We start from the raw sequence: 25,609 nt of genomic DNA, 5'->3' as shown, positions 1-25,609 counted from the left end.
CCCTTCCTTGGGGCGGACTCTAATTATTTCTGGAGGAGTTTCAGGGGGTCACGTCAATCTCTGGCGCAAGAACGGAGCAAGAACAAGCTGCACGTCCGTGCACGCTTTCCCCCGCTGGTTCACGTCGCGTTCCGGCGAATGGTGCCGAAGTCAGCCCTTTCGCCCCCGGTGGGGGAGAGCCAGAACACCAGCATTTACGGGAGAAAAATGGTGCCGCCGGTGATAATCGAAATCACGACCCCACCCTTACCAAGGGTGTGCTCTACCACTGAGCTACGGCGGCTCCGGAAGGCGGCGAGACATACACGGGACGGCGGCGGGTGGCAAGCCGTCTGTCGGGCGCATTTTCATGGCAGGCCGATGGCGACGGCCTTGCGCTCCAGCGTCATCACCGCGCGGCCCTCGACGAGGCTCCAGGCGCGCATGGCGACGGGCAGGCCGAGTGCCACCGCGACCGACCATTCGACGAGGCTCTCGCGCTGCGTGCTGTAGGGTTCGGGGCTGCGGCGGTGGTTCTCGACCAGCAGCACTTCGAAGCGGCCGGCCGGCGTCTCGATCGTCTCGCGTCCGGCGATGGCGACATGGATGAGCCATCGGCTGGCACCGGCAGGGCCGGTCTCATCGGCCAGGAAATTGACGACCCGGCCGGATTCCAGCGGGCGCAGCGCCGCCAGTTGCGCTGCGTCGTAGGTGGTCGTCTGGCCATCCTGCCGATGGGGGAAGACACCGTCGACGATGCGGATGGCATCCCGCGCGCCGTTCGGGCCAGTGGCCGCCACGTCCATGCCGGCATGGTCGGCGGCCGTCACCGTCCAGGTGCCACCATCGGCCCACAGGATCGTCGTCCCGGCGCGCGGGATGGGCAGGGTCGAGGCCGCGGCCGGCGTCGCCAGCGCCAGGATGGCGGCGAATATCGGCCGGAACTTCAAGGAATAGCCTTCAACTCGCGGGCGCGCGCGCCGCGGCTTCGCGCTGCAGCTGCGGCTTCAGGATCTTGCCGAAGGCGTTCTTCGGCAGTTCGGGATAGAGGTGGATCGCCTTGGGCGTCTTGACCGGGCCGACCGCGTCGCGCGCGAAGGCGATCAGCTCGGCCTGGGTGGTGGCGGCGCCGGGTCGGAGCTGGACTGCGGCATGGACGGCCTCGCCCCACTTGGCGTCCTCGATGCCGAAGACGGCGACGTCGAGCACGTCGGGGTGGCGGCCGAGTGCGGCCTCCACGTCGATCGGGTAGACGTTGAAGCCGCCGGTGATCACCACCTCGCGCGAGCGGCCCTTCAGCGTCAGGTAGCCGCGCTCGTCGACCGCGCCCAGGTCGCCGGTGCGCAGCCAGCCGTCGACCAGCGTCTCGGCCGTCTTCTCCGGGTTGCGCCAATAGCCGCTCATCAGCAGGTCGCCGCGGGCGCAGACCTCCCCCGTCTCTCCCTGGGGCAGGCGGCGGCCGTCGGCGTCCAGGATCGCCAGTTCGGTCAGCAGGCTGGCGCGGCCGACGGTGGCGCGGTTCTCGTCCAGCATCAGCTCGTCGGGCGGCACCACCGTGATGATCTGCGGCGCCTCGGTCTGGCCGTAGGAGGTGGCGAGCACCGGGCCGAACCGCTCCTGCGCGGCGCGGATGCGCTCGGGCCGCATCGGCCCGCCGCCATAGACGAGGTTGCGCAGGGTGGGGCAGGGGGCGTCGTCGGCCGCCTCCATCAGCAGGTAGATGACGGTGGGCGGCAGGAAGGTCAGCGTCGTACCGAAGCGGCGGAAGCATTCCAGCACCTCGGCCGGCCGCTGCCGGTCGACGACGGCGATGCGCCCGCCCGCGGCCAGGGTCGGCACGATGTAGGTCGACGTGCCGTGGGTGATGGGGGCCGCCGCCAGGTTGCGGTCGGCCGGTCCCAGCCCGTAGTGGTGGATCTGGGTCAGCGCGTTGGTCGTCCAGGCGCGATAGGGCTGCATCACGCCCTTGGGCGCGCCGGTCGACCCGCCCGTGAACTTGATCGCCTGGGTGGCCGAGAGCGGCAGGTCGTCGGGCGCCGGCCGCCGGCCGATATTGGCCTCGACCAGCCCTTCCAGCGTGCCGGCGGCGCGGCTGGCAGGGTCGATGGTGACCAGTGCCGCCCCCTGCGCGTCGAAGCCGTCGCGGCATTCGGCGTCGGCCACGACGATCGAGGGCTCGGTGAAGCCCACCATGCGGTCCAGTTCCTGGCGCCCGTTCTTGGGATAGAGCGGGACCCACACCTTGCCGGCGGCCATCGTCGCCAGCAGCGCCGTCACATGGTCGGCGCTGTTGTAGGCCGACAGGCCGACGCGGCTGCCGGGGGTGGGGTCGATCGCCTGGAAGCCGGCGGCCAGGGCCAGGACGCGTTCCGCCAGCGCCCGGTAGGTGAGCTGCCCGCCCGCGTCTTCGAGGGCGACGGCATCGGGGGCCGCCTCGGCGCGGCGCAGGAAGAATTGGATCGGATGCATCGCCAAAGATAGAGCGATGCCCCGCCGCCGCTGTCAACCGCCGCTCCGGCCGCTACAATGGCGGCCGGAGCCAGCCCCCGATGGGAACACCGACCATGCAGCAGGATGCGCGCGGCCTTGCCCTTTCCACCGACGTGCCGGCGGCGGCCGCCGCCTTCGATGCGGCCATCCAGTCCTATCTGCGCTATCGCACCGATGGCGCGCGCCATCTGGAAGCGGCACTGGCGGCCGATCCGGGCTTCGCCATGGCCCACCTGCTGCGCGGCTATTTCGCCATGCTCTCCTTCAACCGCGCCAACGTGCCGGCCGCCGCCGCCGCCCTGGCCGAAGCACGCCGCGGCGAGGCCGGCCTGAGCCCGCGCGAGCGCCGCCATGCCGAGGCGCTGGCCGCCTGGATCGACGGCCGGCTGTGGGCGATGCTGGGCGCGTGGGAGGCGATCCTGGCCGACCACCCGACCGACGTGCTGGCCCTGCGCCTGGCCCACTTCAACTATTTCTGGCTGGGCGAGGTGGGGCAGATGCGGCAGTCGGTGCTGCGCGCCCAGGCCGGCTGGGCCGATGACCTGCCTGGCTACGGCACCGTGCTGTCCTGCATCGCCTTCGGCCACGAGGAATGCGGCGACTATCGCCTGGCCGAGGCTGCGGGCCGGGCCGCCGTCGAGCGCGACCCGCTCGACCTGTGGGGCACGCATGCGGTCGCCCACGTCATGGAGATGGAGGGCCGCCATCGCGACGGCGTCGCCTGGCTCGACGGGCTGAAGGGCCATTGGGAGGGGGCGGCCGCCATCGTCCATCACATGTGGTGGCACCGCGCGCTCTATCACTGGGAGCTGGGCGAGTTCGACCAGGTGCTGGCGCTCTATGACGAGCGCTTCCGCAACCTGGATTCGCCGCTGACCAAGGCGATGCCCGACCTCTATATCGACGCCCAGAACGCGGCCGCCATGCTGTGGCGGCTGGAGCGCGCCGGCGTGAACGTGGGCGGCCGCTGGGCCGAACTGGCCGACCGGGCCGAGGCGCGGGCCGGCGACAGCCTGTCTGCCTTCACCCAGCCGCACTGGATGCTGGCGCTGGCGGCCACCGGCCGCACCGAGGCCGCGGGCCGCCTGGTGGCCGACCTGCATGCCGCCGGCGAGGGCGGCGGCACGCTGGCCCCGGTCCATGCCGGGGTGACGGCACCGCTGGCCACGGCGGTGCTGGCGCACCGGGCCGGCGACTGGCGGCGGGTGGTCGACCTGCTCTGGCCGATCCGCAACGACTTCTGGCGGCTGGGCGGCAGCCACGCCCAGCGCGACATCTTCCGCCAGATGCTGGCCGACGCCGCTGCCCGCGCCGGCGACCGGAACCGGCTGCGGATGATCCTGACGGAGGAGACGGTCGGCCGGACGCTGCCGTTGACGGCACGGCGGGGGTATGCGCCGCTGGCGATCGCGGCGTAGGCGCCGCCTCCAGGTCCGGTTGATTTCAACCGACGATTAAACGCAGAATGGTGGTGGGAACTGGCGGGCCCCTGGCCCGCAGTGGAGGAAAACCCATGACCATTCGGTCCACGGCGCTCGCCGCCGTTGTGCTGCTCTGTACGGCGCTGCTCGCCGCCGCCGACACGTATGTCACCGTGCGCGCCACGTTCCAGAACGATTCCGGCACCCGGGGCTGGATCAAGGCCACCAATCCCAATGATGGCGCGCGCAGCGACGACAACCCCTCCTCGCTCTCCGGAGGCAGCGCCTATACCGCCCCGGACATCGTCGTCCGGCTCAACGGCATGATCCCGTCCCAGCAATGGAACTTCATCATCACCCTCGATGACGGTCGGCAGTGCCGCGCCGCCTACTTCATCAACACGAACTCCTGCCCCAGCAGCGGCTATCCGTTCAGCGAGAGAGGGGCGAAGTGCGACAGCGCGTCGTCGTGGACGGGAACGACGTGCCAGATCGCCCTGAATATCAAGGACTGAGCATCCCGCAGCCGGACCGGATGGCCGGGACCATTCGACCACCGTCGTAACATCGCGGCCACCGCAGCCGGCATGTTGTGCCCCTTCCAGGCTTCAGGATCGGACACGGCATGGCGGCGCATGGATTCTACGGATGGCGGGTGGTGGGCGCGGCCTTCGTGCTGGCCGTGTTCGGCTGGGGTGTCGGCTTCTATGGGCCGCCGGTCTATCTGCATGCGGTGCGCGAGGCACGCGGCTGGTCGCTGGCGCTGGTGTCGACGGCGGTCACGGTCCACTTCCTCTTCGGCGCCTTCGTCGTCGCCAACCTGCCACGGCTCTATCGCCGCTTCGGAGTGCCAAAGGTGACCAAGGCCGGCGCCTGCGCGCTGGCGGCCGGGGTCGCCGGCTGGGCGCTGGCAGAGGCGCCGTGGCAGTTGTTCCTCGCCACGCTGTTCAGCGGTGCCGGCTGGGTCGCGATGGGGGCGGCGGCGGTGAACGCCATCGTCTCGCCCTGGTTCGCGCGGCGGCGGCCGGCGGCGCTGGCCATGGCCTACAACGGCGCCAGCATCGGCGGCGTGGTCTTCTCGCCCTTGTGGGTGGCGGCGATCGCCCAACTGGGCTTCCCGGCAGCCGCACTGCTGGTGGGCGTCGTCATGGTGCTGGCGGTCTGGCTGCTGGCCGACCTCTTCCTGGCGCGGTCGCCCGCGGCGATGGGCCTGCTGCCGGATGGCGAGGCGGCGGGGATCGCCGCACCGGAGGCACCCGCCGCCGCGGCAGCGGCCTTGCCGGCCCCCGCCGCACTGTGGCGCGACCATCGCTTCCTGACGCTGTCGGCCGCCATGGCGCTCAGCCTTTTTGCCCAGATCGGCCTGATCGCCCACCTGTTCTCGGTCCTGGTGCCGGCGCTGGGGGCCGCGTCGGCGGGCATTGCCATGGGTGCTGCGACGGCGGCGGCCATCGCGGGGCGCACCTTGGTGGGCTGGGCCATGCCGGCGGGCGCCGACCGCCGCCTGGTCGCCTGCGCCAGCTATGCTGTGCAGATCGCAGGCTCGGGCGCGCTCCTCCTGGCGGCGGACGGCAACGTTCCCCTGCTGCTGCTGGGCGTCCTGCTGTTCGGCGCCGGCATCGGCAATGCCACCTCGCTGCCGCCCCTCATCGCCCAGGTGGAGTTCGCCCGGGCCGACGTGCCGCGCGTCGTGGCCCTGATCGTCGCCCTGGCCCAGGGTGCCTACGCCTTCGCGCCGGCCGCCTTCGGGCTGGTGCGCGAGCTGGCGCCGGAGGGCGGCCTTTTCCTGGCGGCGGCGATGGTCCAGGCGCTGGCCATCGCTGCCTTCCTGGCCGGCCGCCGCCGGCCCGTCTAGTCGGCCGCGGCCGTCGCGTCGATGAAGGCCGACAGCGGCAGGGGCCGCAGCGGCACGCGGGCGGTCGGCGGCGGGATGCCGGCCGGGTCGAGGCCGGCCTCGCGCGCCAGCAGGTGCTGCACGGCCGGCGCGCAGACCCGGCCCTGGCACAGGCCCATGCCGGCCCGGGTCGCCATCTTGAGCGGGCCTGGCGCGCGATAGCCGGCGGCGACGGCCTGGGCCAGCTCGCCTGCCGTCACATCCTCGCAGCGGCAGACGATGGTGTCGGGCGTTGTGGCCGCGAAGGCGCCGGGCCGCAGGGCCGACCAGTCGGCCAGCACGGTGCGGAACAGGCGCTGGCGGCCCCGCCGCGCCGCAGCGGCCGATGCGCGCCAGCCGAGCAGCGCGCGGTTGGCGTGGCCGAGGCGCCGGGCGATGGCGTCGGCGGCGATCGCGCCCTCGGCCAGGGCGTTGTCGACGCCCAGCACGCCGCCGCCGTCGCCGGCCACGAATAGGCCGGGCACGGTCGTTTCCAGCTCTGCACTGCGCAGCGGGTGCCAGCCGCCGAGTGCGGCGTCCCAGCCATGCTCGGCGCCGGCCAGCCGGGTCAGCTCGATGTTGGGGCGCACCCCGAAGCCCATGCCGACGATGCTGGCGGCGATCCGCCGACGCTGCCCCCGCCGGGGCTGCCAGTCGCGGTCGATGGCGGCCACCTCCACGCCGGTCACGCCGTCCGGGTCGCCGTCGATGGCGGTCACCATGTGGCCGGACAGCACCGGTATTCCCGCCAGGGCCAGCCGCGCGCGCCAAGCGATACCGCGGGCCAGCAGGCCGGGCACGGTCGCGAGCCCGACCGCGGTCAGCGGCCCCGGCAGGCGGGCGGCATCGACCACGGCCGCGACCGGCACGCGCGCGGCCGTGGTCGATGCCGGCCGCGTCGGCCAGGCGCCGGCGCAGGGCCGGCCCGCGTGGATCGGACCCGGGGCCGGTCCAGGGGCGGCCGACCGGGTTGGCACGGAATACCTGGCCGCCCGCCGCGGCGTTGTCGTCCAGCAGCAGCACGCGCAGGCCTGCCTCGGCCAGCGCCAGGGCGGCCGTCGCACCGGCCGGGCCGGCGCCGACGATGGCGACGTCGGGCATCCCGGTCGGCGGATTCATGGGCGGTTGCCGGCGAGTTCGATCGCCATGCCGGCCCGGACAGGGATGCGGCAGGTGCGTTCCTGCGTATGCCCGTCGATGGTGGCGACGCATTGCAGGCAGGTGCCCATCAGGCACCACGGCCCGCGCGGTTCGTCACGGCGGGCAGAGCGGTGGAACGCGGCGTGGCCGGCCGCCAGCAGGGCCGCTGCCAGCGGCTCGCCGGCGGGCAGCCGGGCCGGCTTGCCGTCGACCGTCACGTCGACCATGGACAGCGTGGGGTCGAGGCTGCGGAAACGGGCGGTCGGCACGGGTCGGGCTGGCTCCGGGAAAGCGGCGCGGCCAGCATAGTGGCGGCCGGTCGGCTTGCAAGGGTGCCGCCCCTTGCCGGACCGCCGCCCGGGGCGCTACCAGATGGGCGCACACGCAAGCAGGAACCGCCGCCGGATGACGCAGCCGACCGTCGAAGCCGACATCGCCATTCTGGGGGCGGGCATCGTCGGTGCCGCCTGCGCCTATCACCTGACGCGGCGCGGGCTGAAGGTGGCGCTGGTCGACCGCGCGATGCCGACCGCCGGCACGTCCGGCGCCTGCGACGGCTATGTCTCCATCTCGTCCAAGAAGCCCGGCCTGGTGATGGCCATGGCGGCCGAAAGCAAGCGCCTCTATCCCGAGGTGGTGGCCGACATCGGCCGCGACGTCGACTATCGCCCCTGCGGCGGGCTGCTGATCGTCGAGGACCCGGCCTCGCTGGACGAGCTGGAGGAGCGGGCGGCCGGCGTGCGCTCCTACGGCTTCGACATGGATTACCTCGACCGGCCCGGGATGCTGGCGCTGGAGCCGAACCTGGCCCCTGACCTGCACGGCGCCTTTCGTTGCCCGGGCGAGGCGATCGTCAGCCCCTACCTGATGACGCTGGGCCAGGTCGCGCGCGCGGTCGACCGGGGGGCCGCGACGCTGTGGGAGGCCGATCCCACCGGCTTCGAGATGGCGGGCGACCGCATCGTGGCGGTCGACACGACGCGCGGGCGGGTCCGCGCCGAGCAGTTCGTCTTCGCGGCCGGCGTCTGGTCGGCGGCGCTGGGGGCCATGGTCGGCCTCGACCTGCCGGTCATTCCCCGCCGGGGCGAGTTGGTGGTGACGGCGCGGGCACCCGGCATCGCCACGCACTACCTGATGTCGGCCAACTACCTGCTGGCCAAGGCCGATCCGGACGCGGTCGCGCGCTCGACCGACCCGCTGGTGCGCCTGGGCCATGGCTTCTGCATGGAGGTGAATGCCCAGGGGCAATGCATCATCGGCTCGACGCGCGCCTTCGTCGGCTTCGACCGCTCCACCACGCCGGACGGCGTGGCGGCGATCGTGCACGAGGCGGTGCGCCGACTGCCGGCCCTGGCCGGGGTCGCGATGCTGCGCGCCTTCGGCGGCTTGCGGCCCTATGTGCCGGACAAGTTGCCGATCATCGGCCGGAGCGGCCGCATCGCCAACCTGCTGGTCGCCACCGGGCACGAAGGCGACGGCATCTGCCTGTCGGTCGTGACGGGGGAGATGATCGCCGACCTGGCCACCGGGCGGTCGCCGCGGCTCGACATCGCCGCCCTCACGCCAGACCGATTTCCGCCCCTCGACCGCCAGGCGCAGGCGGTCGCGGCGGCATGACCGTCGCCGCCACCTTCTTCCACCCGCAGCTCTACGAGGTGCCGGGGGCGGGCAAGCCGTTCGGCGCCACGGTCGCCTCCTCGGCGTTCCTCGCGGCGCTGGCGCGCGATTGCGGCGCCGGGCCGCTGCCGCTGGTGCTGGCCGGCGGGGCCACCGCGGCCCAGGCGGAGGCGACCCTGGCGGCCCTGGGCGCGCCCGTTCCCGTGGCGCCGACCAGCCCGGAACGGGCGGGGCTGCTGCACCTGCCCAATCCTTCGCTGGCCCAGGCCGCCTGGGACCGGCACCGGCGCGGCGGCCGGGCCTATTCGCTGACCGGCGTCACCCATGCGATCGCCTCGCTGCCGGCGTTCGAGGCGCTGGCCGCATTGGTGACGGCCCCCGTGATGCCGTGGGATGCGCTGGTATGCCCGTCCCAATCGGTCCGGCGCGCGGTCGAAGGCGTCTTGGCCGGCGAGCGCGACTATCTCGCCTGGCGCCTGGGCGGCACCCCGGCGCCGCCCCTGCCGCAGCTACCGGTGATCCCGCTCGGCGTCGATGTCGCGGCACTGGCGCGCGACGACGGCCGGCGCGCGGACTGGCGCCAGCGCCTGGGCGTGGTCGAAGCCGACGTCGTGCTGCTCTATGTCGGGCGCCTCAGCGCGGAGCGGAAGGCCAATCCGCTGCCGCTGCACCTGGCGGCCGAGGGTGCTGCCCGGCGCTGCCCCGGCCGGCGCCTCGTCCTGGTGCAGGCGGGCTGGTTCGCCGACGCGGCCGGGCGCCGGCTGTTCGAGCAGGGCGCGGCGGAGGCCTGTCCATCCGTTCGCACGGTCTTCCTCGACGGGCGCGACCCGGCCGTCCGGGCCGGCATCTGGTCGGCGGCCGACATCTTCATCTCGCTGGTGGACAATGTGCAGGAGACGTTCGGCCTGACGCCGCTGGAGGCGATGGCGGCCGGCCTGCCGGTGGTCGCCAGCGACTGGAACGGCTATCGCGAGACGGTGCGCGACGGCGTCGACGGGCTGCTGGTGCCGACGACCATGCCGGCCGCCGGCGGCGGGGCGATCTTCACCCACGCCCATGAGGCGGGCCACCTGGACCTGACGGGGTTCCTCGGGGCCATGGCGGCGACGGTGGCGGTCGATGCCGATGCGGCCGCCGTGGCGATCGCGACGCTGGCGGCCGACCCGGCGCGCCGGCGGCAGATGGCGGCGGCCGCGCGGGCCCGCGCGGCCGAGCATGCCTGGCCCGCCATCGTCGCCCGCTATCGTACCTTGTGGGCGGACCTCGACCGCCTCCGCCGGTCGGCCCCGCAGGCAGCCGAGCCGCCGCGCGGGTCGCGCCCGGACATCCACAAGGTCTTCGCCCACTATCCGACGCGCACGCTGGCGCCGGGCACGATGCTGCGCCTGGCGGCCGGCGTCGACGGCGACAGCCGCCGCCGCTGGGCCGGCCTGCCCGAAGACGAGCGACTGTTCCTGGCGCCGGCCGAGCGCGCCCGCATCCTGGCGGCGCTGGCCGTCAGCCCGGAGACGGTGGCGGGCCTGGCCGCCCTGCTGCCCCACGACCGCCGTGCCGCCCTCCTGCGCGAGGCCGGCGCGCTGCTGAAGCTGGGGATCGTCGAGGTCGCCTGACGGGCTGTCCCATCGCCTGCTCGCCCTCTGGCTGTTGACCCGTTGGCTGCTACGCCCGGGTGCGCACCCGCGACACGGCGTCCTTCCAGCCTGCATAGCGGCGGTCGCGCTCGGGCGTGGCCATGGCCGGTTCGTAGCGCCGGTCGAGGTGCCAGAAGGTCTCCAGCGCATCCAGCCCCGGGATGATGCCGGCGCCGATGCCGGCGAGCGCGGCGGCACCCAGGGCGGTGGTCTCGGTCACGGCCGGACGTTCCACCGGCACCGCCAGCATGTCGGCCAGGAACTGCATGGCCCAGTCGTTGGCGGTCATGCCGCCATCGACCCGCAGGTTGGTGGGCGGGGCCGCGCCATCGGCCGTCATCGCCTCCAGCAGGTCGCGGGTCTGGAAGCACACGGCCTCCAGTGCTGCGCGCACGATGTCGGCGATGCCGGTGTCGCGCGTCAGCCCCAGGATCGCCCCGCGCGCGTCGGCGTCCCAGTAAGGGGCGCCCAGGCCCGTGAAGGCCGGCACCAGATAGACGCTGCGCTCGGGTGCGGCGGCATGGGCCAGCTGCTCGGTCTGGCCGGCGCTGGCGATCAGCCGCAGCCCGTCGCGCAGCCACTGCACGGCCGCCCCGGCGACGAAGATGCTGCCTTCCAAGGCGTAGGTGGCCCGGCCGTCCAGGCGATAGGCGACGGTGGTCAGCAGCCGGTTCTGCGACACGACCGGATGGTCGCCGGTGTTCAGCAGCATGAAGCAGCCGGTGCCGTAGGTGCTCTTGATCATGCCGGGCCGCACGCAGGCCTGGCCGATGGTGGCCGCCTGCTGGTCGCCGGCCATGCCGCGCACGGCAATCGCCCCGCCGAACAGCGCCGGGTCGGTCGTGCCGAACGCGTGCGCGCAGTCATGCACGGCCGGCAGCATGGCGCGCGGCACGCCGAACAGGCGCAGCAGCTCGTCGTCCCAGTCCTGCCGGTGGATGTCGAACAGCAGGGTGCGGGCGGCGTTGGTGGCGTCGGTCGCGTGCACCCGGCCGCCGGTCAGGCGCCAAAGCAGGAAGCAGTCGACCGTGCCGAAGGCGATCTCGCCCCGCTCGGCGCGCGCGCGCAGCCCCTCGGTGCGGTCCAGCAGCCAGGCGATCTTGGTGGCCGAGAAATAAGGATCGAGCAGCAGGCCGGTGCGCGCGCGCACCATCGGCTCGGCCCCCTCGGCGGCCAGGGCGGCACAGCGCTCGGCCGTGCGGCGGTCCTGCCAGACGATGGCGGGGGCGACCGGCCGGCCGGTGGCGCGGTCCCACAGGATGGTCGTCTCGCGCTGGTTGGTGATGCCGATGCCGGCGATGTCGCACGCGGCCAGGCCGGCCCCGGCCATCGCCTGGCGGGTGACGTCCAGGGTCGCCTGCCAGATCTCCTCGGCGTCGTGCTCGACCCAGCCGGGGCCGGGATAGTGCTGGGTCAGCTCGGCCTGCGCACGCGACCGCTCCCGGCCGCGGGCGGTGAAGACGATCGCCCGCGTGCTGGTCGTGCCCTGGTCGATCGCCAGCACATGCTCTGCCATCCTGATTGCCCTCCCCGGATTTGGCGCGGATCGTGCCGTCCGCGCCCGCGGCGGGTCAACCGCGCATTGGACCGCGGCGCCGCACCCGGGGGCGGCCGGGTCGCCCGGGGGAACGCAATGGGCTATGGTGCGTTGGCGAGCGGAACCACGAATCGGAGAAGGGCGATGCGCCGTACCATGATCGAAAAATCCCTGGTCGCCGGGGCACTGGCGCTCGGACTGGCATGGGCTGGCGCTGCCGCGGCACAGCAGGTGATCGTCGATCCCCAGCAGATCGCGCAGTGCCTTTGTCTGGAACAGACGCTGGCCCAGCGCGCCAGCGAGATGAATGCCAGCCGGGCCGCCTATGACCAGCGCACGGCCGACCTCGACCAGCTCGACCAGCGCATCCAGCGCGATCGCGGCATGGTCAACGAGTCCGACCCGGCCCAGGTCGCCCGCTTCCGCGACATGATCGACCGTCGCGACCGGCTTGCGGCCGACGTCGATGGCGGCGTCATCGGCGCGTTGCAGGTGTCGGTCGGCCGCTACAACGAAACCGTGGCCCAGCACCGCAACATGTGCGGCAGCCGCTTCTACGAGCAGAACGTGCTGGAGCGCGTGCGCATGACGCTGGTCTGCCCGCGCGGCTGACACCCCTGGGCAAGCCAGGCGCCGGGCTCGCCGGCGCGCGGCTTGCCCTTGCCTAACTATTTGATCGTCACTTCCGTCCGCACCGGCTCCGACAGCGGCTTGCCGGCGCGGGCGTAGGTGATTTCCGCCTTGTAGATGCCGGGCGGCCAGGCGGCGCCGGGCCGCTTGCGCCCGACCGAGCGGAAGATGCGGGCCTGGTCCTTCTCGATCTTCTGGTTGGAATCGAGCAGGACCCGCCCGTCCGGCGCCAGCAGGCGAAGCTGCAGCGTGTCGTCGGTGACGACGTTGTAGACCTCAGTCCACACCACCAGCATGTCGGTATCGGCCGGCAGGCTGGCCGTCGCCAGTTCGCCGGCACGCGCCTTCTTCAGATCGGGCTTGCCGGCGGCGATGCCGGCGATATGCACGGCACCCGCCTTGTAGGGCAGGGCGGCTGCGACGTCGGGGTGCCACAGCGGCTCGCGGCCGGCCTGGCAGGCCTCGCCGCCGCCCTTGCCCAGGAACGGATCGACCATCTGCCCCTGGTGGCGGACGGTGACGTGGATGTGCGGGAATTCGGTCTTGCCGGACATGCCGACCAGCCCGATCGGCTGCCCGGCGGCCACCTGGTCGCGCGGCTTCACCCGCACACTGCCGCGGCGCATGTGGCAATACTGGGTCTGCCAGCCGTCGCCATGGTCGAGGATGACGGCGTTGCCGCATTCCCGCTTGGCGATGGCGTCCGCCGGGATGTCGCGGAAGTTGACGTCGTCCATCTCGTCGCGGATGGCGCGCACGACGCCGGCGGCGGCCGCCAGCACGGGCACGCCCTCCTTCATCGCCTTCAGGTCGCGGATGGCGATGTCGGTGCCGTTGTGCCCGTCATAGGACATGACCCCGCAGCGATAGTCCTTGCGGCCCGGGCCGGGGTCCTGGTCGACATAGTTGACGACCCAGCAATCGGTGCCCGGCCGGCACTGGATCGGCAGGCCCAGGCGCACGGTGTCGGCGGCGGCGAGCCAGGGCAGGGCGATGGCGGGCAGGGACAGGGCGGCGGCGACCGCAACCCGGCGGGCCTGTTGCCCGACCCCGCCGGTCTTTGCTCTATTGTCCGTCCACGGACGCCGAAGGCCCACAGGCATGAACATCGCTCGCTTCCTCCATCGCTCCGCCGCGGTGTGGCCCGACCTGCCGGCGCTGGCCTCCGGCCATCGGGTCGTCGCGGACTATCGCACCTTCGGCCGCCGGGTCGCCGCCCTGGCCGGGGGCATGCTGGGCAGCCTCGGCCTGCAATCGGGCGATCGTGTGGCGTTGATCATGCGCAACGGGCCGGCCTATGCCGAGTGCATGTATGCCGCCTGGCATGCGGGCCTGGTGGCCGTGCCGATCAATGCCAAGCTGCATCCGCGCGAGTTCGCCTACATCCTGGACCATTCGGGCGCGCGCGCCGTCTTCGTCAGCGACGATCTGCTGGAGGCGGTGGTGGACGCCGTTTCCGGGCTGGAGGCGGCCCCTCGCCTGATCCAGGTCGACCGGCCGGAGTTCGAGGCCCTGCATGGCGCGCCCGCACCCTTGGCCGCCGTCGCCGACGACGACACGGCCTGGCTCTTCTATACCAGCGGCACCACGGGCCGGCCCAAGGGCGCCATGCTGAGCCACCGCGTGCTGCGGGCCTTCATGCTGTCGTATTTCGTCGACGTCGACACGGTCGGGCCGGGCGACAGCATCATCCATTGGTCGCCGATGTCGCACGGCTCGGGCATCAACATGCTGCCCAATGTCGCGGCCGGCGCCGTGCAGGTGATCCCCGAGGGCGGCCATGGCGACCCGGCGACCGTCTTCGACCTGATCGCCCGCTGGCCGGGCGCGTCCTTGTTCGCCGCGCCCACCATGGTCTGGCGCCTGGTCGACCATGCCGAGCGGATCGCGGTCGACACCGCCAACCTGCGCACCATCGTCTATGGCGGCGGGCCGATGTACCTGGCCGACTGCAAGCGCGCGCTGGCCGCCTTCGGCAACAAGCTGACGCAGATCTATGGCCAGGGCGAAAGCCCGATGACCATCACCGCCCTGTCGCGCGCCATGCACGCCGATACCGGCCACCCGAACTGGGAGGCCCGCCTGGCCTCGGCCGGGGTCGCCCAGTCGGTGGTGGAGGTGCGGGTGTGCGACCCCGACGATCGCGACCTGCCGGTGGGCGAGGTGGGCGAGATCCTGGCCCGCGGCGACGTCGTGATGACCGGCTACTGGCGCAATCCGGAGGCGAGTGCCGCCACGCTCCGCGGCGGCTGGCTGCACACCGGCGACATGGGCGCCTTCGATGCCGACGGCTTCCTGACGCTGAAGGACCGCTCGAAGGACATGATCATCTCCGGCGGCAGCAACATCTACCCGCGCGAGGTCGAGGAGGTGCTGCTGCGCCACCCCGACGTGGCCGAGGTGTCGGTCGTCGGCCGCCCGCACCCCGAATGGGGCGAGGAGGTGGTGGCCTTCGTCGTGCGCCGGCCGGGCGGCGCGGCTGCCGCGGGGGAACTCGACCGGCTCTGCCTCGACCATATCGCGCGCTTCAAGCGGCCCAAGGACTATCGCTTCGTCGACGCGCTGCCGAAGAACAACTATGGCAAGGTGCTGAAGACGGCCCTGCGCGAAACGCTGGCCGGCAACTAGAAGGGGAGGGGGGAGCCATGTTCGACCGGGAGCGCTTCGTCGAGGAATGCCAGGCGGCCGTCGCCGCTGACCCGACCCACAAGGCGGCCCGTGAGGTGATGCTGCGGGCGATGGCTGATCCGGCCCAGGTCCTGCGCGGCCTGGGGGCGCCGACGCGCGCCATGGTCGATGTCTTGTACCGGTCGCCGGAACTCACCATCCTCAATCTCGTCTGGGGGGCGAAGATGACGATCCAGCCCCACAATCACCGCATGTGGGCGGTGATCGGCATCTATTCGGGGCGCGAGGACAACATCTTCTGGCGCCGGGTAGAGGGCAGCGATGGCCGCATGCTGGAGGCCGCCGGCGCCGAGGCCCTGTCGACGGGCGACGTCGCCCCGCTCGGCCGCGACGTCATCCACTCCGTCACCAACCCGATTCCGCGCTTCACCGGGGCGCTGCACGTCTATGGCGGCGACTTCTTCGCCCCCGGCCGCAGCCAGTGGGACCCGGGCCGGCTGACCGAGGAGCCCTATGATTCGGTCGCCCTGAAGCAGGCCTTCGAGGATGCCAACGCGGCCTTGGTGCGGGCCTGAGCGCAGGCTGTTGGGGCTTCGCGGATGATCTGGATGATGGTCAATGCAGATACGGGGGTCCTCATCCCGAGCCTCTTGTCGAGGGACGCGCCGACGGCGGCGCCATCCAGGCCGATCATCCAGGCGGACTGACGGGACCGCTGGTGCGGCCTTCGACTGCTTGCTGCGCTGCGCACTCAGGCTGAGGAACAGCCTACTCCGTGCGTTCGCACCGTCTATGTGGCTGCGATCGCGCTCTTGAGCGTTCGTTCGATCGTGTGCAGCCGTTCAACCGCCGCCAATGCCGCAAGAAACGCTCCCTCCTGTGTTTCGAACGGCTTGAGATGATCGATGGTCGGCACATTGATGCGTAATGACCATGACTGCCCCGTTCGCTCTACACGCACATCGGTGGGAAGCGGTGCATCGAGCATCGTCGCCAGTTGTTCCCCGGTTACGCCGGGATAGTTGAGGTCAACGACCCCGTGGCGCGGCTTGTGCTCAAGCCGCATCGCTGGCGAGCCGGCTGCGAATTGAAAGCGCGGCCACGGGGTATTGATACCCGCAACTGTGCCCAGACCGGCGATCTTCGTACCAGCTGGCAGAATGGTTGCAGCTGCTTCGCGATACCGCTGCCAGAACTGACTGGCTTCAGCGTTCGCCACAACTCGTCCCGACATTAGCTTCCGAGTAGCCTGCTCATATACAGTGGGCAAGAAGCTGATGGTCGGGTCGGCTGACTGCCTGGCCCACGCTTCAATCTCCTCGAATGCCAGGTACGTCCCCCATTTCTTCTCTGACCGGCAGGTATCGAGGTAGAAGGAAGGCGCGCAAAGGATCGTCTCGAAGTGATGCCAGCCACCGAGTTCCCGCCCTCTGTCACCACGCAGAGCGTAGCGCTCGGCTTGAGTGCTTTGAAACACGGCACCGATCTTGTGCTCGATCATTAGCGCCAGTTGCTCGCCCGACCCCAGTGCCACGATCACTAGTACATCCGTCTCGCCGAGCTCCGTAGCCGCGGATACCGCAATCTTTTCCAGGGAGTGCCCACCCGGCTCGCGACCGACTGTCTTGATCAACCAGTTTCTCAACGCGGTTGAGCAGTGAAGCGCCGCTGCCAGGACGACGTCGAGGTCGCGCTCAAGCACAGGGTTCAATGCAAGCGTCATGGGCTCAGCCTTGGCTGGGGAGGGGACCGCCTACACGTCGTAGAAGGTGAAGTGGCTGGCCTGGAGCTGGCCCGGCAGGATGCCCTGGATCGTCACCGTGTCGCCGGCACCGAGGTCGAAGACGGTGTTGCCGTCCACCACCGACAGCCGTGCCTGGATCGCCGAGAAGGCGATGCCCTCGACCAGGCCGCTGTCGTTGATGTTGTTCTCGATCACCAGCACGTCCTCGTCCGGCGAGAAGTCGACGATGCGGTCGTCGTCGCCGTCGCTGCCGAAGAAGAAGAAGTCGAAGCCGGCGCCGCCCTCCAGCGTGTCGTTGCCGTCCTCGCCATAGAGCGAATCCCGCCCGAGATTGCCGATCAGGTAGTCGTTGCCGCCGAAGGCCGAGCGGTCGCCATAGTCGCCATAGAGCATGTCGGCGTTCTGGCCGCCGAAGACGGTGTCGCTGCCGCCATCGCCATAGACGGTGTCGTTGCCGACATTGCCGTTGACGTGCCAGTCGTCGCCGGGGCCGCCGCGCACCAGGTCGTCGTCGCGCCCGCCGCGCACGAAATCCTGCCCGGCACCGCCCAGCACCGTGTCGGCGCCGACATTGCCGTTCACGTCGTCATTGCCGGGGCCGCCCATGATCTCGTCGTTGCCGTCGAAGCCGACCAGCCGGTCCGCGCCCGTGCTGCCGAAGATCTGGTCGTCGCCCTGCATGGCGGCAAAGACGAAGCCGAAATTGTCGCCACCGTCGCGAAAGGCGGCATAGGCGCCGTAATCCACGGAAAAGCCGGTGCCGGCATAGATCTCGCCGGTCGCCTGGCTTTCCTCGGCGATGGCGCCGATCGTGCCGCTGGCGGGCTGGCCCGACCCGCCGATCGCGAACTGGCCGCCCAGGTAGCTGATGGTGCCGTCCGGCTCCACCAGCGTCACCTCGTTCTGGTTGGCCTGGCCCGACAGGGTGGACCCCGCGATGCCGGGAAAGAAGGCCGGGGCCAGCATGTCGATCGGTTGCGCGGCAATCAGGGTGGCCATCGGTCGGGTCCTCGGATGGGGTGTTGCCGGCTGGGGCGGGCGGGACGGCGGCTGGCCGTCCCGCCGCTGGTCAGAAGAAGAACTGGAACATTTCCTGCGACAGGCCGGCCACCGGCATGCGCTCGATGATCACGGCATTGCCGTCGCCAAGGTCGATGCGCGTGCCGCCGAATCCGTCGCCGCCGGCATGCGGCAGCAGGGTCGCGAAATCGACGATGCCGCTCTCGTTGATGTCGATCTCGATGCCGATGCGGTCGCCTTCGCCCGGCTGGAAGTCGATGATGCGGTCGACGCCCTCGCCGGTGAAGAAGAAGAAGCGGTCCGCCCCGATGCCGCCGACCAGCGTGTCGTTGCCGAAGTCGCCATAGAGGTCGTCGTCGCCGCGGTCGCCGAACAGCAGGTCGTTGCCGCCGGTGCCGCTGCCGTCGCCATCGTCGCCCACCAGCGTGTCGGCGCCCTGGCCGCCATAGAGCGTGTCGTTGCCGAGGTTGCCGAAGATGAAGTCGTCGCCCTTGTTGCCGGCGACATAGGGATCGTCGCCCGGGCCGCCCAGGACCATGTCGTTGCCCTGGCCGCCGAATAGCCAGTCGGCGCCGCTGCCGCCGATCACCCGGTCGGTGCCCGCATTGCCGAACACCAGGTCGTCGCCGGGGTTGCCGTTCAGCGTGTCGGCACCGTCGAAGCCGGCCAGCGTGTCGGCGTCGGTGCTGCCGAAGAGCGTGTCGGAACCGCGCAGCAGGTATTGCGCATAGCCCAGCACGTCGCCGGCGGCGCGGAAGTCATAAAGCTCGGTCACGTCGACGTCGCCGCCGGTCAGGTCGAACTGGCGGACGTCGCCGGCCGAGTTGATCGAGTACTCGACGATGGTGCCGTCGGTCGGCTCGACGCGGGCGCCCGGTGCGGGATAGGTGAAGCTGCCGGTGATGGCCACGCTGTCGCCATCGGGCTGGCGCGCGACGACCGTGGCTTCGTTGGCGACCAGGATGGTCGAGCCCTGCGGCAGCGGCATGATCTGGGCGGAAAAGACGTCGAACGATTTGGACGCGGCGATGAACGCCATGCGCTTGCCTCCTGTGGTGAAGCCCCCCGGCCCCGGCACCGAAATCCGCCATCGGTGCCACAAGCGTCAAAACTAGACTGCCGGCCACGGGCATCGCAACCTTTCGTCCCGATGCCGCCGTCGCAAGGGTGCCCGGCCGCTTGCTTCGGCGCGCGAGTGGACAGACTATGCGCCGCCCCAAATCCTGGGGGACGCCCGATCCATGAAGTGCCCGATCCCATGAAGCTTCTGTCTTTCACCGCGGCCGGCCGCGACAGCTATGGCGCATTGACCGGCCCCGCCGGCCAGGAGGGCGTGGTCGACCTCGGCGCCCGGCTCGGCCTGCGCCTGCCGACCTTGAAGGCGCTGATCGCCGCCGACGCCTTCGCCGAGGCGCAGACCCTGGTGGCGCGCGGCACCGTCGACCATGCGCTGGCCGACATCCGCTTCCGCCCGGTGGTGCCCGATCCGGGCAAGATCGTCTGCATCGGCCTCAACTATCGCGACCACGTCGCCGAGGGCGGGCGCGACGTCACCGAGAAGCCGGTCATCTTCACGCGCTTCGCCGACAGCCAGATGGGCCATGGCGAGCCGATGGTGCGCCCGCGCGTGTCGGACAAGCTGGACTACGAGGGTGAACTGGCCATCGTCATCGGCCGCCCCGGCCGGCACATCGCCGAGGCCGACGCGCTGGCCCATGTCGCGGGCTACGCCTGCTACAATGACGGCTCGGTGCGCGACTGGCAGCGCCACACCCACCAGTTCACGCCCGGCAAGAACTTCGCCTCGACCGGCGCCTTCGGGCCCTGGCTGGTGACGGCCGACGAGATCGCCGATCCGACCAAACTGCGCCTGACCACGCGCCTCAATGGCGGCGTGCGCCAGGACACCACCACCGACATGATGATCTTCTCGATCCCCGAGCAGATCGCCTATATCTCGACCTTCATTCCCCTGGCGCCGGGCGACGTGATCGTCACCGGCACGCCGGGCGGCGTCGGCTCGCGCCGCAACCCGCCCGAATACATGAAGGCCGGCGACGTGATCGAGGTGGAAGTCTCTGGCGTCGGGCTGCTGCGCAACCCGGTGGTCGACGAAGCCTGAACCCAGCAAGAAGCCTGAACCCAGCAACAAGCAAGACAGGAGGCAAGGACATGGTGGATCTCAGCGGACCCACGACGGTCAATGGCGGCATCATCTTCGGTGCCTTCATCGATGACGACGTGCTGAATGGCTCGGACGCGGCGGATTCGATCCGCGGCGGCGCCGGCGACGACACGATCTATGGCCGCGGCGGCAACGACCAGCTCTTCGGCGACAACCACGACGACTGGCTGAACGGCAACCAGGGCGAGGACCTGCTGCGCGGCGACGAAGGCAACGACACGCTGATGGGCGGCCAGGGCCAGGACTATGTCTATGGCGAGTTCGGCGACGACTGGCTGGCCGGCAACCTCGGCAACGACAACCTGTTCGGCAGTGCCGGCAACGACATCGCCTATGGCGGCCAGGGCACCGACTTCATCTTCACGGGCTCCGACGACGACTTCCTGTCGGGCGACCGCGACAACGACACGCTGCAGGGCGGCGTCGGCGCCGACCGTTTCTTCTTCGGGGCGGCCTGCGGCATCGATCGGATCACCGACTACGAGCCGGGCCATGACCGCATCCTGGTCGACCTGGAGAACGGGATGATCAACGGCACCGCCATCGGCTCGATCGAGGACCTGATCGCCGACATCGTCGACACCGCCAACGGTGCCTTCGTGCCGCTCGGCACCAGCGGCGAGGGCGTCTACCTTTCGGGCATCACCAAGTCGCAGCTCACCATCAACGACTTCGAGCTGGTCTGACTGCTGCGCCCGTCTGACTACTCCGCCGGCGCCGCGGCCGCCCCGGACATCGGGTCGGCTGCGGCGGGTTTGGCCGCGGTGGCCGGCGCCTCGTCGCGGGTGCGGAAGGCCAGGGCGTAGAGGGCCGGCAGGAAGAACAGCGTCAGCACCGTCGCCACCATCAGCCCGCCCATGATGGTGGTGGCCATCGGCCCCCAGAAGACGCTGCTGGACAGCGGGATCATCGCCAGGATGGCGGCCAGCGCGGTCAGCACCACCGGGCGGCTGCGCCGCACCGTGGCGTCGATGATCGCCCGCTGGCGCGGATGGCCGGCGGCGACGTCATGCTCGATCTGGTCGACCAGGATCACCGCGTTGCGCATGATCATGCCCGACAGCGCCAGCAGCCCCAGCAAGGCGACGAAGCCGAACGGCCGCCCGGTCGCCAGCAGCATGCCGGCCGCGCCGATGATGCCGAGCGGTGCGGTCGAGAAGACCAGCGCCAGCCGGCCGAAGCTCTGCAACTGGATCATCAGCAGGGTCAGCATGACCAGCAGCGTGACCGGCAGGACGGCCGCGATCGAGGCGTTGGCCTTGGCGCTTTCCTCGGCCGACCCGCCGGCCTCGATGCGATAGCCGGGCGGCAGGCCGGCCGCGATCTGGGCCATGCGCGGTTGGAGCGCGCGGGTGACGTCGGGCGGCTGCACCCCGTCGACGACGTCGCCGCGGACGGTCATCACCACGTCGCGGTTGCGCCGCCACAGGATCGGCTCCTCATAGTCGTATTCGACGCGGGCGACCTGCGACAGCGGCACGGCCACCCCGCCCCGCGTGGCGACGGTAAGCTCCGGCAGCCGGTCGAGCGACAGGCGCTCCTCCGGCGTGGCCCGGGCGACGACATCGATCAGCTCGATCCCGCGGCGCTGCTGCGTGACGGTATAGCCGCTGAGCAGGGTCGCCAGGGTGGCGCCGATCTCCTGCGGGGTCAGTCCCATGGCGCGCGCGCGGTCCTGGTCGACCGCCAGCCGCACGCTCTTGGCCTGCTCGCCCCAGTTGGGGTGCGGGTCGATGACGCGGCGGTCCTCGGCCATGGCTCGGCGCACGTCGACGGCGATGCGGCGCACCTGCTCGGCGTCGGGGCCGGCCACGCGAAACTGCACCGGAAAGCCGACCGGCGGGCCGAAGACGAAGCGGTCGACGCGCACGCGCGCCTGGGGCAGGGCGCCGTCGGCGATCGCCCGGTCGAGGCGCGCCTTGATGCGCTCGCGGGCCGGGGTGTCCCGGGCCAGGATGACGATCTGCGCGAAGTTGGGGTTGGGCAGGGCCGGGTTCAGGCCGAGCCAGAAGCGCGGCGACCCCTGGCCGACATAGGTGGTGTAGGTGGCGATGTCGCCGTCGCCCGCCAGCAGCTTTTCGGCTGCCTCGGCCGTCGCCAGGCTGGCGCCGATGGCCGACCCTTCAGGCAGGCGCATCTCCAGGAACAGTTCCGGCCGGGTGGAGGTCGGGAAGAACTGCTGCTGCACCTGGCCGAAGCCCCAGATCGACAGGGCGAAGAGCGCCACCGTGGCCACGACCACGGTGCGCCGCCAGCGCACGGCGGCCGCCACGGCCCCCCGCAGCCAGCGATAGATGCGGGTGTCGTAGACCGCATCGGGGTTCGCATGCCGCGCCCGCTTGGCAAAGTCCGGCAGCAGCTTGAAGCCGAGATAGGGGATGAAGACGACCGCCACCAGCCACGAGACGATGAGCGCCAGCCCGACCACCCAGAAGATGCCGCCGGCATATTCGCCCGACGACGACTTGGCGAAGCCGACCGGCAGGAAGCCCGCCGCCGTCACCAGCGTGCCGGTCAGCATCGGGAAGGCGGTCGAGGTCCAGGCGTAGCTGGCGGCTGCCGCCCGGTCCCAGCCTTGCTCCATCTTCACCACCATCATCTCGATGGCGATGATGGCGTCGTCGACCAGCAGGCCCAGCGCGATGATGAGGGCGCCCAGCGTGATGCGGTGCAGCGGCACGCCGGCCGCGTACATCACCAGGAACACGATCGCCAGCACCAGCGGCACCGAGAGGGCCACCACGATCCCCGTTCGCAGGCCGAGCGACAGCAGGCTGACGACCATGACGATCACGAGCGCCTCGGCGAAGACGCGCACGAACTCCGCGATCGAGCCTTCCACGACATGCGGCTGGTCGGCGATCTGCTTCAGCTCGACGCCGACCGGCAGTTCCTGGCGGATGGCGGCCGCCGCGCGCTCGAGGTCGCGGCCGAGCGCGATGATGTCCGTGCCCTCGGCCATGGCCGCACCGATGCCGATTGCCGGCTGGCCCTCCTGGCGCACCAGGAAGCGCGGCGGGTCCTGGTAGCCGGCCGTCACCGTCGCGATGTCGCCCAGGCGGAAGATGCGGCCGTCGGCCGCGACGGGCACGGCCGCGATCGCCTCGACCCCGTCGAGCGCGCCCGAGACGCGGACATTGATGCGGTCGGCGGCGGTGTCGATGCTGCCCGATGCCACGACCGCGTTCTGGCGGGCGACGCTGTCGAACACCTGCTGCGGCGTGATGCCCAGCGTCGCCAGCCGGCCATGGCTCAGCTCGATATGGATGCGCTCGGGCTGGGCGCCGATGATGTCGACCTTGCTGATCCCCGGCACCCGCAGCAGCGACTGGCGGATATCCTCGGCCTGGCGCTTCAGGTCGGCCATGGTCTGGCCGGCGGCGCTCAGCATGTAGAGGGCGGAATAGACGTCGCCATACTCGTCGTTGAACCAGGGGCCGTTCACGCCGGCTGGCAGGTCGCCCCGGATGTCGCCCACCTTCTTGCGCACCTGGTACCAGAGGTCGCGAACCTGGCCGGGCGGGGTGGTGTCGCGCAGCACGATCTGCAGCACGGCGGTGCCGGGCCGGGTGTAGGTCTCGACCCGGTCGAGGAAGGGCAGTTCCTGCAGCTTCTTCTCGATGCGGTCGGCGACCTGGTTCTTGATCTCGTCGGCCGTCGCGCCGGGCCAGTCGGCGGTTACGACCATCACCTTGATGGTGAAGTTCGGATCCTCGGCGCGGCCCAGCTTCACGTAGGCGTAGACGCCGCCCGCCGCCACCACCAGCATCAGGTAGAGAACCAGCGCGCGATGGGCGATGGCCCAGGCGGATAGGTTGAAGCCGCGCATGGCGCCGGTCCTCGGAATGGGCGGTTGGCAGCGGGTGGTCAGCGGATCGGCAGCGGGCGGACCTTGCGGCCCGCTTCGAGCTTCTGCACGCCCAGCGTCACGATGGTCTCGCCGTCCGCCAGCCCTTCGGTCACGGCCGCCGTGCGGCTGCCGAACGTGGCGACCTTGATCGGCCGGGCGACCAGTGTCTCGCCGGCGGGTTCGACCACGAAGACGTGCGGGCCGGCGCCGCGGTTGACGATGGCGGCCAGCGGTACCTGGGCGGCCGCCACCTGCTGGTGGCGGGTCAGGGTGACGGTCGCGGTCATGCCGAAGGCGGCCTCCTCGCCGGCATCCTGGATGGTGAAGCGCGCGGCATAGGTGCGCGTCGCCGGGTCGGCCTGGGGCGACAGCTCGCGCAGGCGGGCCTGGTAGGGGCGGACATCCTGCGACCACAGCCGCACGGTGGCCGCCGCATCGGCGGCATCGCCCAGCCACGTCTCGGGCAGGGCGACCAGCGCCTCGCGCTCGCCCTGGCGGGCGATGCGGGCGATCGGCTGGCCCGCGGTCACGACCTCCCCCGCCTCTACCGTCATCGCCGTTACGACGCCGTCGGCATCGGCGCGCAACTCGCCATATTCGCGCTGGTTGCGGGCCAGCTCCAGCGAGCGCCGAGCCCGCTTCAGCCGACCCTCGGCCTCGTCGCGGGCGGCCTTCTTGCGGTCATAGTCGGCCTGGGGGGCGAAGCCGTTCGCCTTCAGGCCGGCATAGCGCCGCTCGTCGGCACTGGCCTGGGCATGGTTGGAGGTGGCGGCTGCCAGCTCCGCCTCGGCACTTTCGGCCTGGAGGCGCAGGTCGGTCGGGTCCAGCCGCGCCACCAGGTCGCCCTGGCGTACCCGATCGCCGACATTGAGCCGCCGCTCGATCATCTTGCCGCCGACGCGGAAGGACAGGTCGGTCTCATGCCGCGGCTGCACCACGCCCACGAACGTCCGCGCCGTCTCGCTCGGCTGGAAGGTCACGCGCTCCACCTGCACCCGCGGGGCGGGCGGCTCGCGCTGGGCGATCTCCTCCTGCTTGCAGGCCGCCACCGTGGCGACGATCCCGGTCAGCATGACCATGCCGAACGCCCGGACGATGGTTCTCCGCTTCATCGGCGCAACTCCTTGGACCCTGTAGCGACGCATGAATTCTGACGAAATGGGACAATCGTCAGCAGAATGGCGTAAAAAAACCTACTGCAGTGCGCGGCCGAGGAAGCGGATGGTGGCCTGCGCCTCCGCCTCCAGGTCGTCGTCGACATGCTGCTGGATGACCATGGGATGGCAGAACCGCGTCAGGCAGCCCAGGATGATGCGGGCGGCCTGGCGCGGATCGACCGCCGGCCCGACCTCGCCGCTATCGACGCCCGAGCGCAGGATGGATTCGATCAGCGTCGCCAGCGCTTCCTTGTGCTGGGTAATCGACTCCCAGCTATGTTCCATTGCTACCAGCACGATGTCGTGCAGGCGCCGTTCCGTCAGGAAATTGGCCTTGTGGTAGCGGATGATCGACAATGCGAACCGCTCCAGCCGGTCGACTACCGGGTCGTTGGCGCGCGCGATGCGCATCAGCTCCGCATGGATGCGCGCCAGGTGCTGCTCGCAGATCGCCTCGACCAGTGCGTTCTTGGAGGCGAAGAAGCGATAGACGTTGGCGGGCGACATGCCGAGCTCGGCCGCGATGTCGGCCACGGCCGTCTTGGCGAAGCCCAGGCGCCGGAACAGCTCCTCGGCCTTCTCCAGGATGCGGGTACGGGTCTCGTCGGCGTTGGCGCGGATGCGGATCGGCAGGGGCACGGCTTTTCCTTAAGACTGACGATATTCGTAAATCATCATTAATTCCGACGCAAGGCCCGCGGCGATTC

General features: G+C 71.0%; 22 protein-coding genes, 1 tRNA gene and 1 pseudogene. 10 read left to right on the top strand and 14 right to left on the bottom strand.

Going from position 1 to position 25,609, the window contains the following annotated elements; translation table 11 throughout:
* Positions 1 to 208: 208 nt before the first annotated feature.
* The 3 genes from STVA_RS19515 to STVA_RS19505 all read right to left on the bottom strand — a co-directional run bounded on the left by STVA_RS19515 (position 209) and on the right by STVA_RS19505 (position 2,448).
* A tRNA-Thr gene (locus tag STVA_RS19515) sits at positions 209 to 283 on the bottom strand.
* Positions 284 to 347: 64 nt separating this feature from the next.
* Positions 348 to 929 carry a DUF3108 domain-containing protein gene (locus STVA_RS19510; RefSeq protein WP_123693008.1) on the bottom strand — a complete coding sequence of 194 codons (582 nt, stop codon included), beginning with the start codon at positions 927 to 929 and terminating at the stop codon, positions 348 to 350.
* Positions 930 to 939: 10 nt separating this feature from the next.
* On the bottom strand, positions 940 to 2,448 hold the full coding sequence (locus STVA_RS19505; RefSeq protein WP_123693010.1) for a class I adenylate-forming enzyme family protein: 1,509 nt from the start codon (positions 2,446 to 2,448) through the stop codon (positions 940 to 942).
* An 80-nt stretch (positions 2,449 to 2,528) separates the two neighbouring features.
* Here STVA_RS19505 and STVA_RS19500 point away from each other — a divergent pair, with 80 nt between their 5' ends.
* The 3 genes from STVA_RS19500 to STVA_RS19490 all read left to right on the top strand — a co-directional run bounded on the left by STVA_RS19500 (position 2,529) and on the right by STVA_RS19490 (position 5,745).
* Complete coding sequence (locus STVA_RS19500) at positions 2,529 to 3,887, top strand: tetratricopeptide repeat protein (protein WP_142235826.1); 1,359 nt, start codon at positions 2,529 to 2,531, stop codon at positions 3,885 to 3,887.
* 95 nt (positions 3,888 to 3,982) lie between these two features.
* A complete protein-coding gene (locus STVA_RS19495) occupies positions 3,983 to 4,405 on the top strand; it encodes a hypothetical protein (RefSeq protein ID WP_142235825.1) in 423 nt (140 codons plus the stop codon).
* 110 nt (positions 4,406 to 4,515) lie between these two features.
* On the top strand, positions 4,516 to 5,745 hold the full coding sequence (locus STVA_RS19490) for an MFS transporter (RefSeq protein WP_123693016.1): 1,230 nt from the start codon (positions 4,516 to 4,518) through the stop codon (positions 5,743 to 5,745).
* On the opposite strand, the gene STVA_RS19485 is transcribed toward STVA_RS19490, so the two are convergent.
* The 3 genes and pseudogenes from STVA_RS19485 to STVA_RS19475 form a co-directional block, all read right to left on the bottom strand.
* Positions 5,742 to 6,632, bottom strand: a complete 891-nt coding sequence (locus STVA_RS19485) for an NAD(P)/FAD-dependent oxidoreductase (RefSeq protein ID WP_123693018.1) — start codon at positions 6,630 to 6,632, stop codon at positions 5,742 to 5,744. The two genes, STVA_RS19490 and STVA_RS19485, sit on opposite strands and share 4 nt — an antisense overlap.
* A gap of 157 nt (positions 6,633 to 6,789) precedes the next feature.
* Positions 6,790 to 6,864 (bottom strand): annotated as a pseudogene (locus STVA_RS28195) (FAD-dependent monooxygenase); the annotation flags it as partial.
* A gap of 14 nt (positions 6,865 to 6,878) precedes the next feature.
* On the bottom strand, positions 6,879 to 7,172 hold the full coding sequence (locus tag STVA_RS19475; RefSeq protein WP_197735687.1) for a 2Fe-2S iron-sulfur cluster-binding protein: 294 nt from the start codon (positions 7,170 to 7,172) through the stop codon (positions 6,879 to 6,881).
* A 136-nt stretch (positions 7,173 to 7,308) separates the two neighbouring features.
* Here STVA_RS19475 and STVA_RS19470 point away from each other — a divergent pair, with 136 nt between their 5' ends.
* Both STVA_RS19470 and STVA_RS19465 read left to right on the top strand, forming a co-directional pair.
* Positions 7,309 to 8,520: an NAD(P)/FAD-dependent oxidoreductase gene (locus tag STVA_RS19470; protein WP_170216613.1), complete on the top strand. Its 1,212-nt coding sequence runs from the start codon at positions 7,309 to 7,311 to the stop codon at positions 8,518 to 8,520.
* Positions 8,517 to 10,130 (top strand): glycosyltransferase family 4 protein, encoded by a 1,614-nt coding sequence (locus tag STVA_RS19465; RefSeq protein ID WP_123693022.1) that lies wholly within the window; start codon positions 8,517 to 8,519, stop codon positions 10,128 to 10,130. Before STVA_RS19470 ends, STVA_RS19465 begins: the two co-directional genes overlap by 4 nt.
* 49 nt (positions 10,131 to 10,179) lie before the next feature.
* On the opposite strand, the gene glpK is transcribed toward STVA_RS19465, so the two are convergent.
* A complete protein-coding gene (glpK, locus tag STVA_RS19460; protein WP_123693024.1) occupies positions 10,180 to 11,667 on the bottom strand; it encodes a glycerol kinase GlpK in 1,488 nt (495 codons plus the stop codon).
* Between the two features lie 165 nt (positions 11,668 to 11,832).
* On the opposite strand from glpK, the gene STVA_RS19455 reads away from it, so the two are divergent.
* A complete protein-coding gene (locus STVA_RS19455) occupies positions 11,833 to 12,300 on the top strand; it encodes a hypothetical protein (protein ID WP_123693026.1) in 468 nt (155 codons plus the stop codon).
* Between the two features lie 56 nt (positions 12,301 to 12,356).
* On the opposite strand, the gene STVA_RS19450 is transcribed toward STVA_RS19455, so the two are convergent.
* Positions 12,357 to 13,427 carry a M23 family metallopeptidase gene (locus STVA_RS19450; protein WP_123693028.1) on the bottom strand — a complete coding sequence of 357 codons (1,071 nt, stop codon included), beginning with the start codon at positions 13,425 to 13,427 and terminating at the stop codon, positions 12,357 to 12,359.
* Here STVA_RS19450 and STVA_RS19445 point away from each other — a divergent pair.
* Together STVA_RS19445 and STVA_RS19440 are read left to right on the top strand one after the other, a co-directional pair.
* Entirely contained in the window at positions 13,420 to 14,946 is a 1,527-nt protein-coding gene (locus STVA_RS19445; RefSeq protein WP_123693030.1) for an AMP-binding protein, read from the top strand. The genes STVA_RS19450 and STVA_RS19445 overlap by 8 nt on opposite strands.
* Before the next feature lie 17 nt (positions 14,947 to 14,963).
* Entirely contained in the window at positions 14,964 to 15,521 is a 558-nt protein-coding gene (locus STVA_RS19440; protein WP_123693031.1) for a hypothetical protein, read from the top strand.
* A gap of 215 nt (positions 15,522 to 15,736) precedes the next feature.
* Here the strand turns inward: STVA_RS19440 and STVA_RS19435 are convergent, their stop codons facing one another.
* The 3 genes from STVA_RS19435 to STVA_RS19425 all read right to left on the bottom strand — a co-directional run bounded on the left by STVA_RS19435 (position 15,737) and on the right by STVA_RS19425 (position 18,749).
* A complete protein-coding gene (locus STVA_RS19435; RefSeq protein WP_142235824.1) occupies positions 15,737 to 16,669 on the bottom strand; it encodes a hypothetical protein in 933 nt (310 codons plus the stop codon).
* Between the two features lie 30 nt (positions 16,670 to 16,699).
* Positions 16,700 to 17,689, bottom strand: a complete 990-nt coding sequence (locus tag STVA_RS19430) for a calcium-binding protein (RefSeq protein WP_123693034.1) — start codon at positions 17,687 to 17,689, stop codon at positions 16,700 to 16,702.
* Between the two features lie 70 nt (positions 17,690 to 17,759).
* A complete protein-coding gene (locus STVA_RS19425) occupies positions 17,760 to 18,749 on the bottom strand; it encodes a calcium-binding protein (RefSeq protein WP_123693036.1) in 990 nt (329 codons plus the stop codon).
* Positions 18,750 to 18,968: 219 nt separating this feature from the next.
* Here STVA_RS19425 and STVA_RS19420 point away from each other — a divergent pair, with 219 nt between their 5' ends.
* Both STVA_RS19420 and STVA_RS19415 read left to right on the top strand, forming a co-directional pair.
* Positions 18,969 to 19,832, top strand: coding sequence for a fumarylacetoacetate hydrolase family protein (locus tag STVA_RS19420; protein WP_123693038.1), 864 nt, complete (start codon positions 18,969 to 18,971; stop codon positions 19,830 to 19,832).
* A gap of 50 nt (positions 19,833 to 19,882) precedes the next feature.
* Positions 19,883 to 20,581, top strand: a complete 699-nt coding sequence (locus STVA_RS19415) for a calcium-binding protein (protein WP_123693040.1) — start codon at positions 19,883 to 19,885, stop codon at positions 20,579 to 20,581.
* A gap of 17 nt (positions 20,582 to 20,598) precedes the next feature.
* On the opposite strand, the gene STVA_RS19410 is transcribed toward STVA_RS19415, so the two are convergent.
* The 3 genes from STVA_RS19410 to STVA_RS19400 all read right to left on the bottom strand — a co-directional run bounded on the left by STVA_RS19410 (position 20,599) and on the right by STVA_RS19400 (position 25,541).
* Positions 20,599 to 23,724, bottom strand: a complete 3,126-nt coding sequence (locus STVA_RS19410) for an efflux RND transporter permease subunit (protein WP_123693042.1) — start codon at positions 23,722 to 23,724, stop codon at positions 20,599 to 20,601.
* A 38-nt stretch (positions 23,725 to 23,762) separates the two neighbouring features.
* Entirely contained in the window at positions 23,763 to 24,857 is a 1,095-nt protein-coding gene (locus tag STVA_RS19405) for an efflux RND transporter periplasmic adaptor subunit (RefSeq protein ID WP_170216614.1), read from the bottom strand.
* Positions 24,858 to 24,938: 81 nt separating this feature from the next.
* A complete protein-coding gene (locus STVA_RS19400) occupies positions 24,939 to 25,541 on the bottom strand; it encodes a TetR/AcrR family transcriptional regulator (protein ID WP_123693046.1) in 603 nt (200 codons plus the stop codon).
* Positions 25,542 to 25,609: the final 68 nt, after the last annotated feature.

This window comes from Stella humosa, assembly GCF_006738645.1.
GTDB lineage: Bacteria > Pseudomonadota > Alphaproteobacteria > ATCC43930 > Allostellaceae > Allostella > Allostella humosa.
This window is presented reverse-complemented; position numbering and strand designations above follow the sequence as displayed.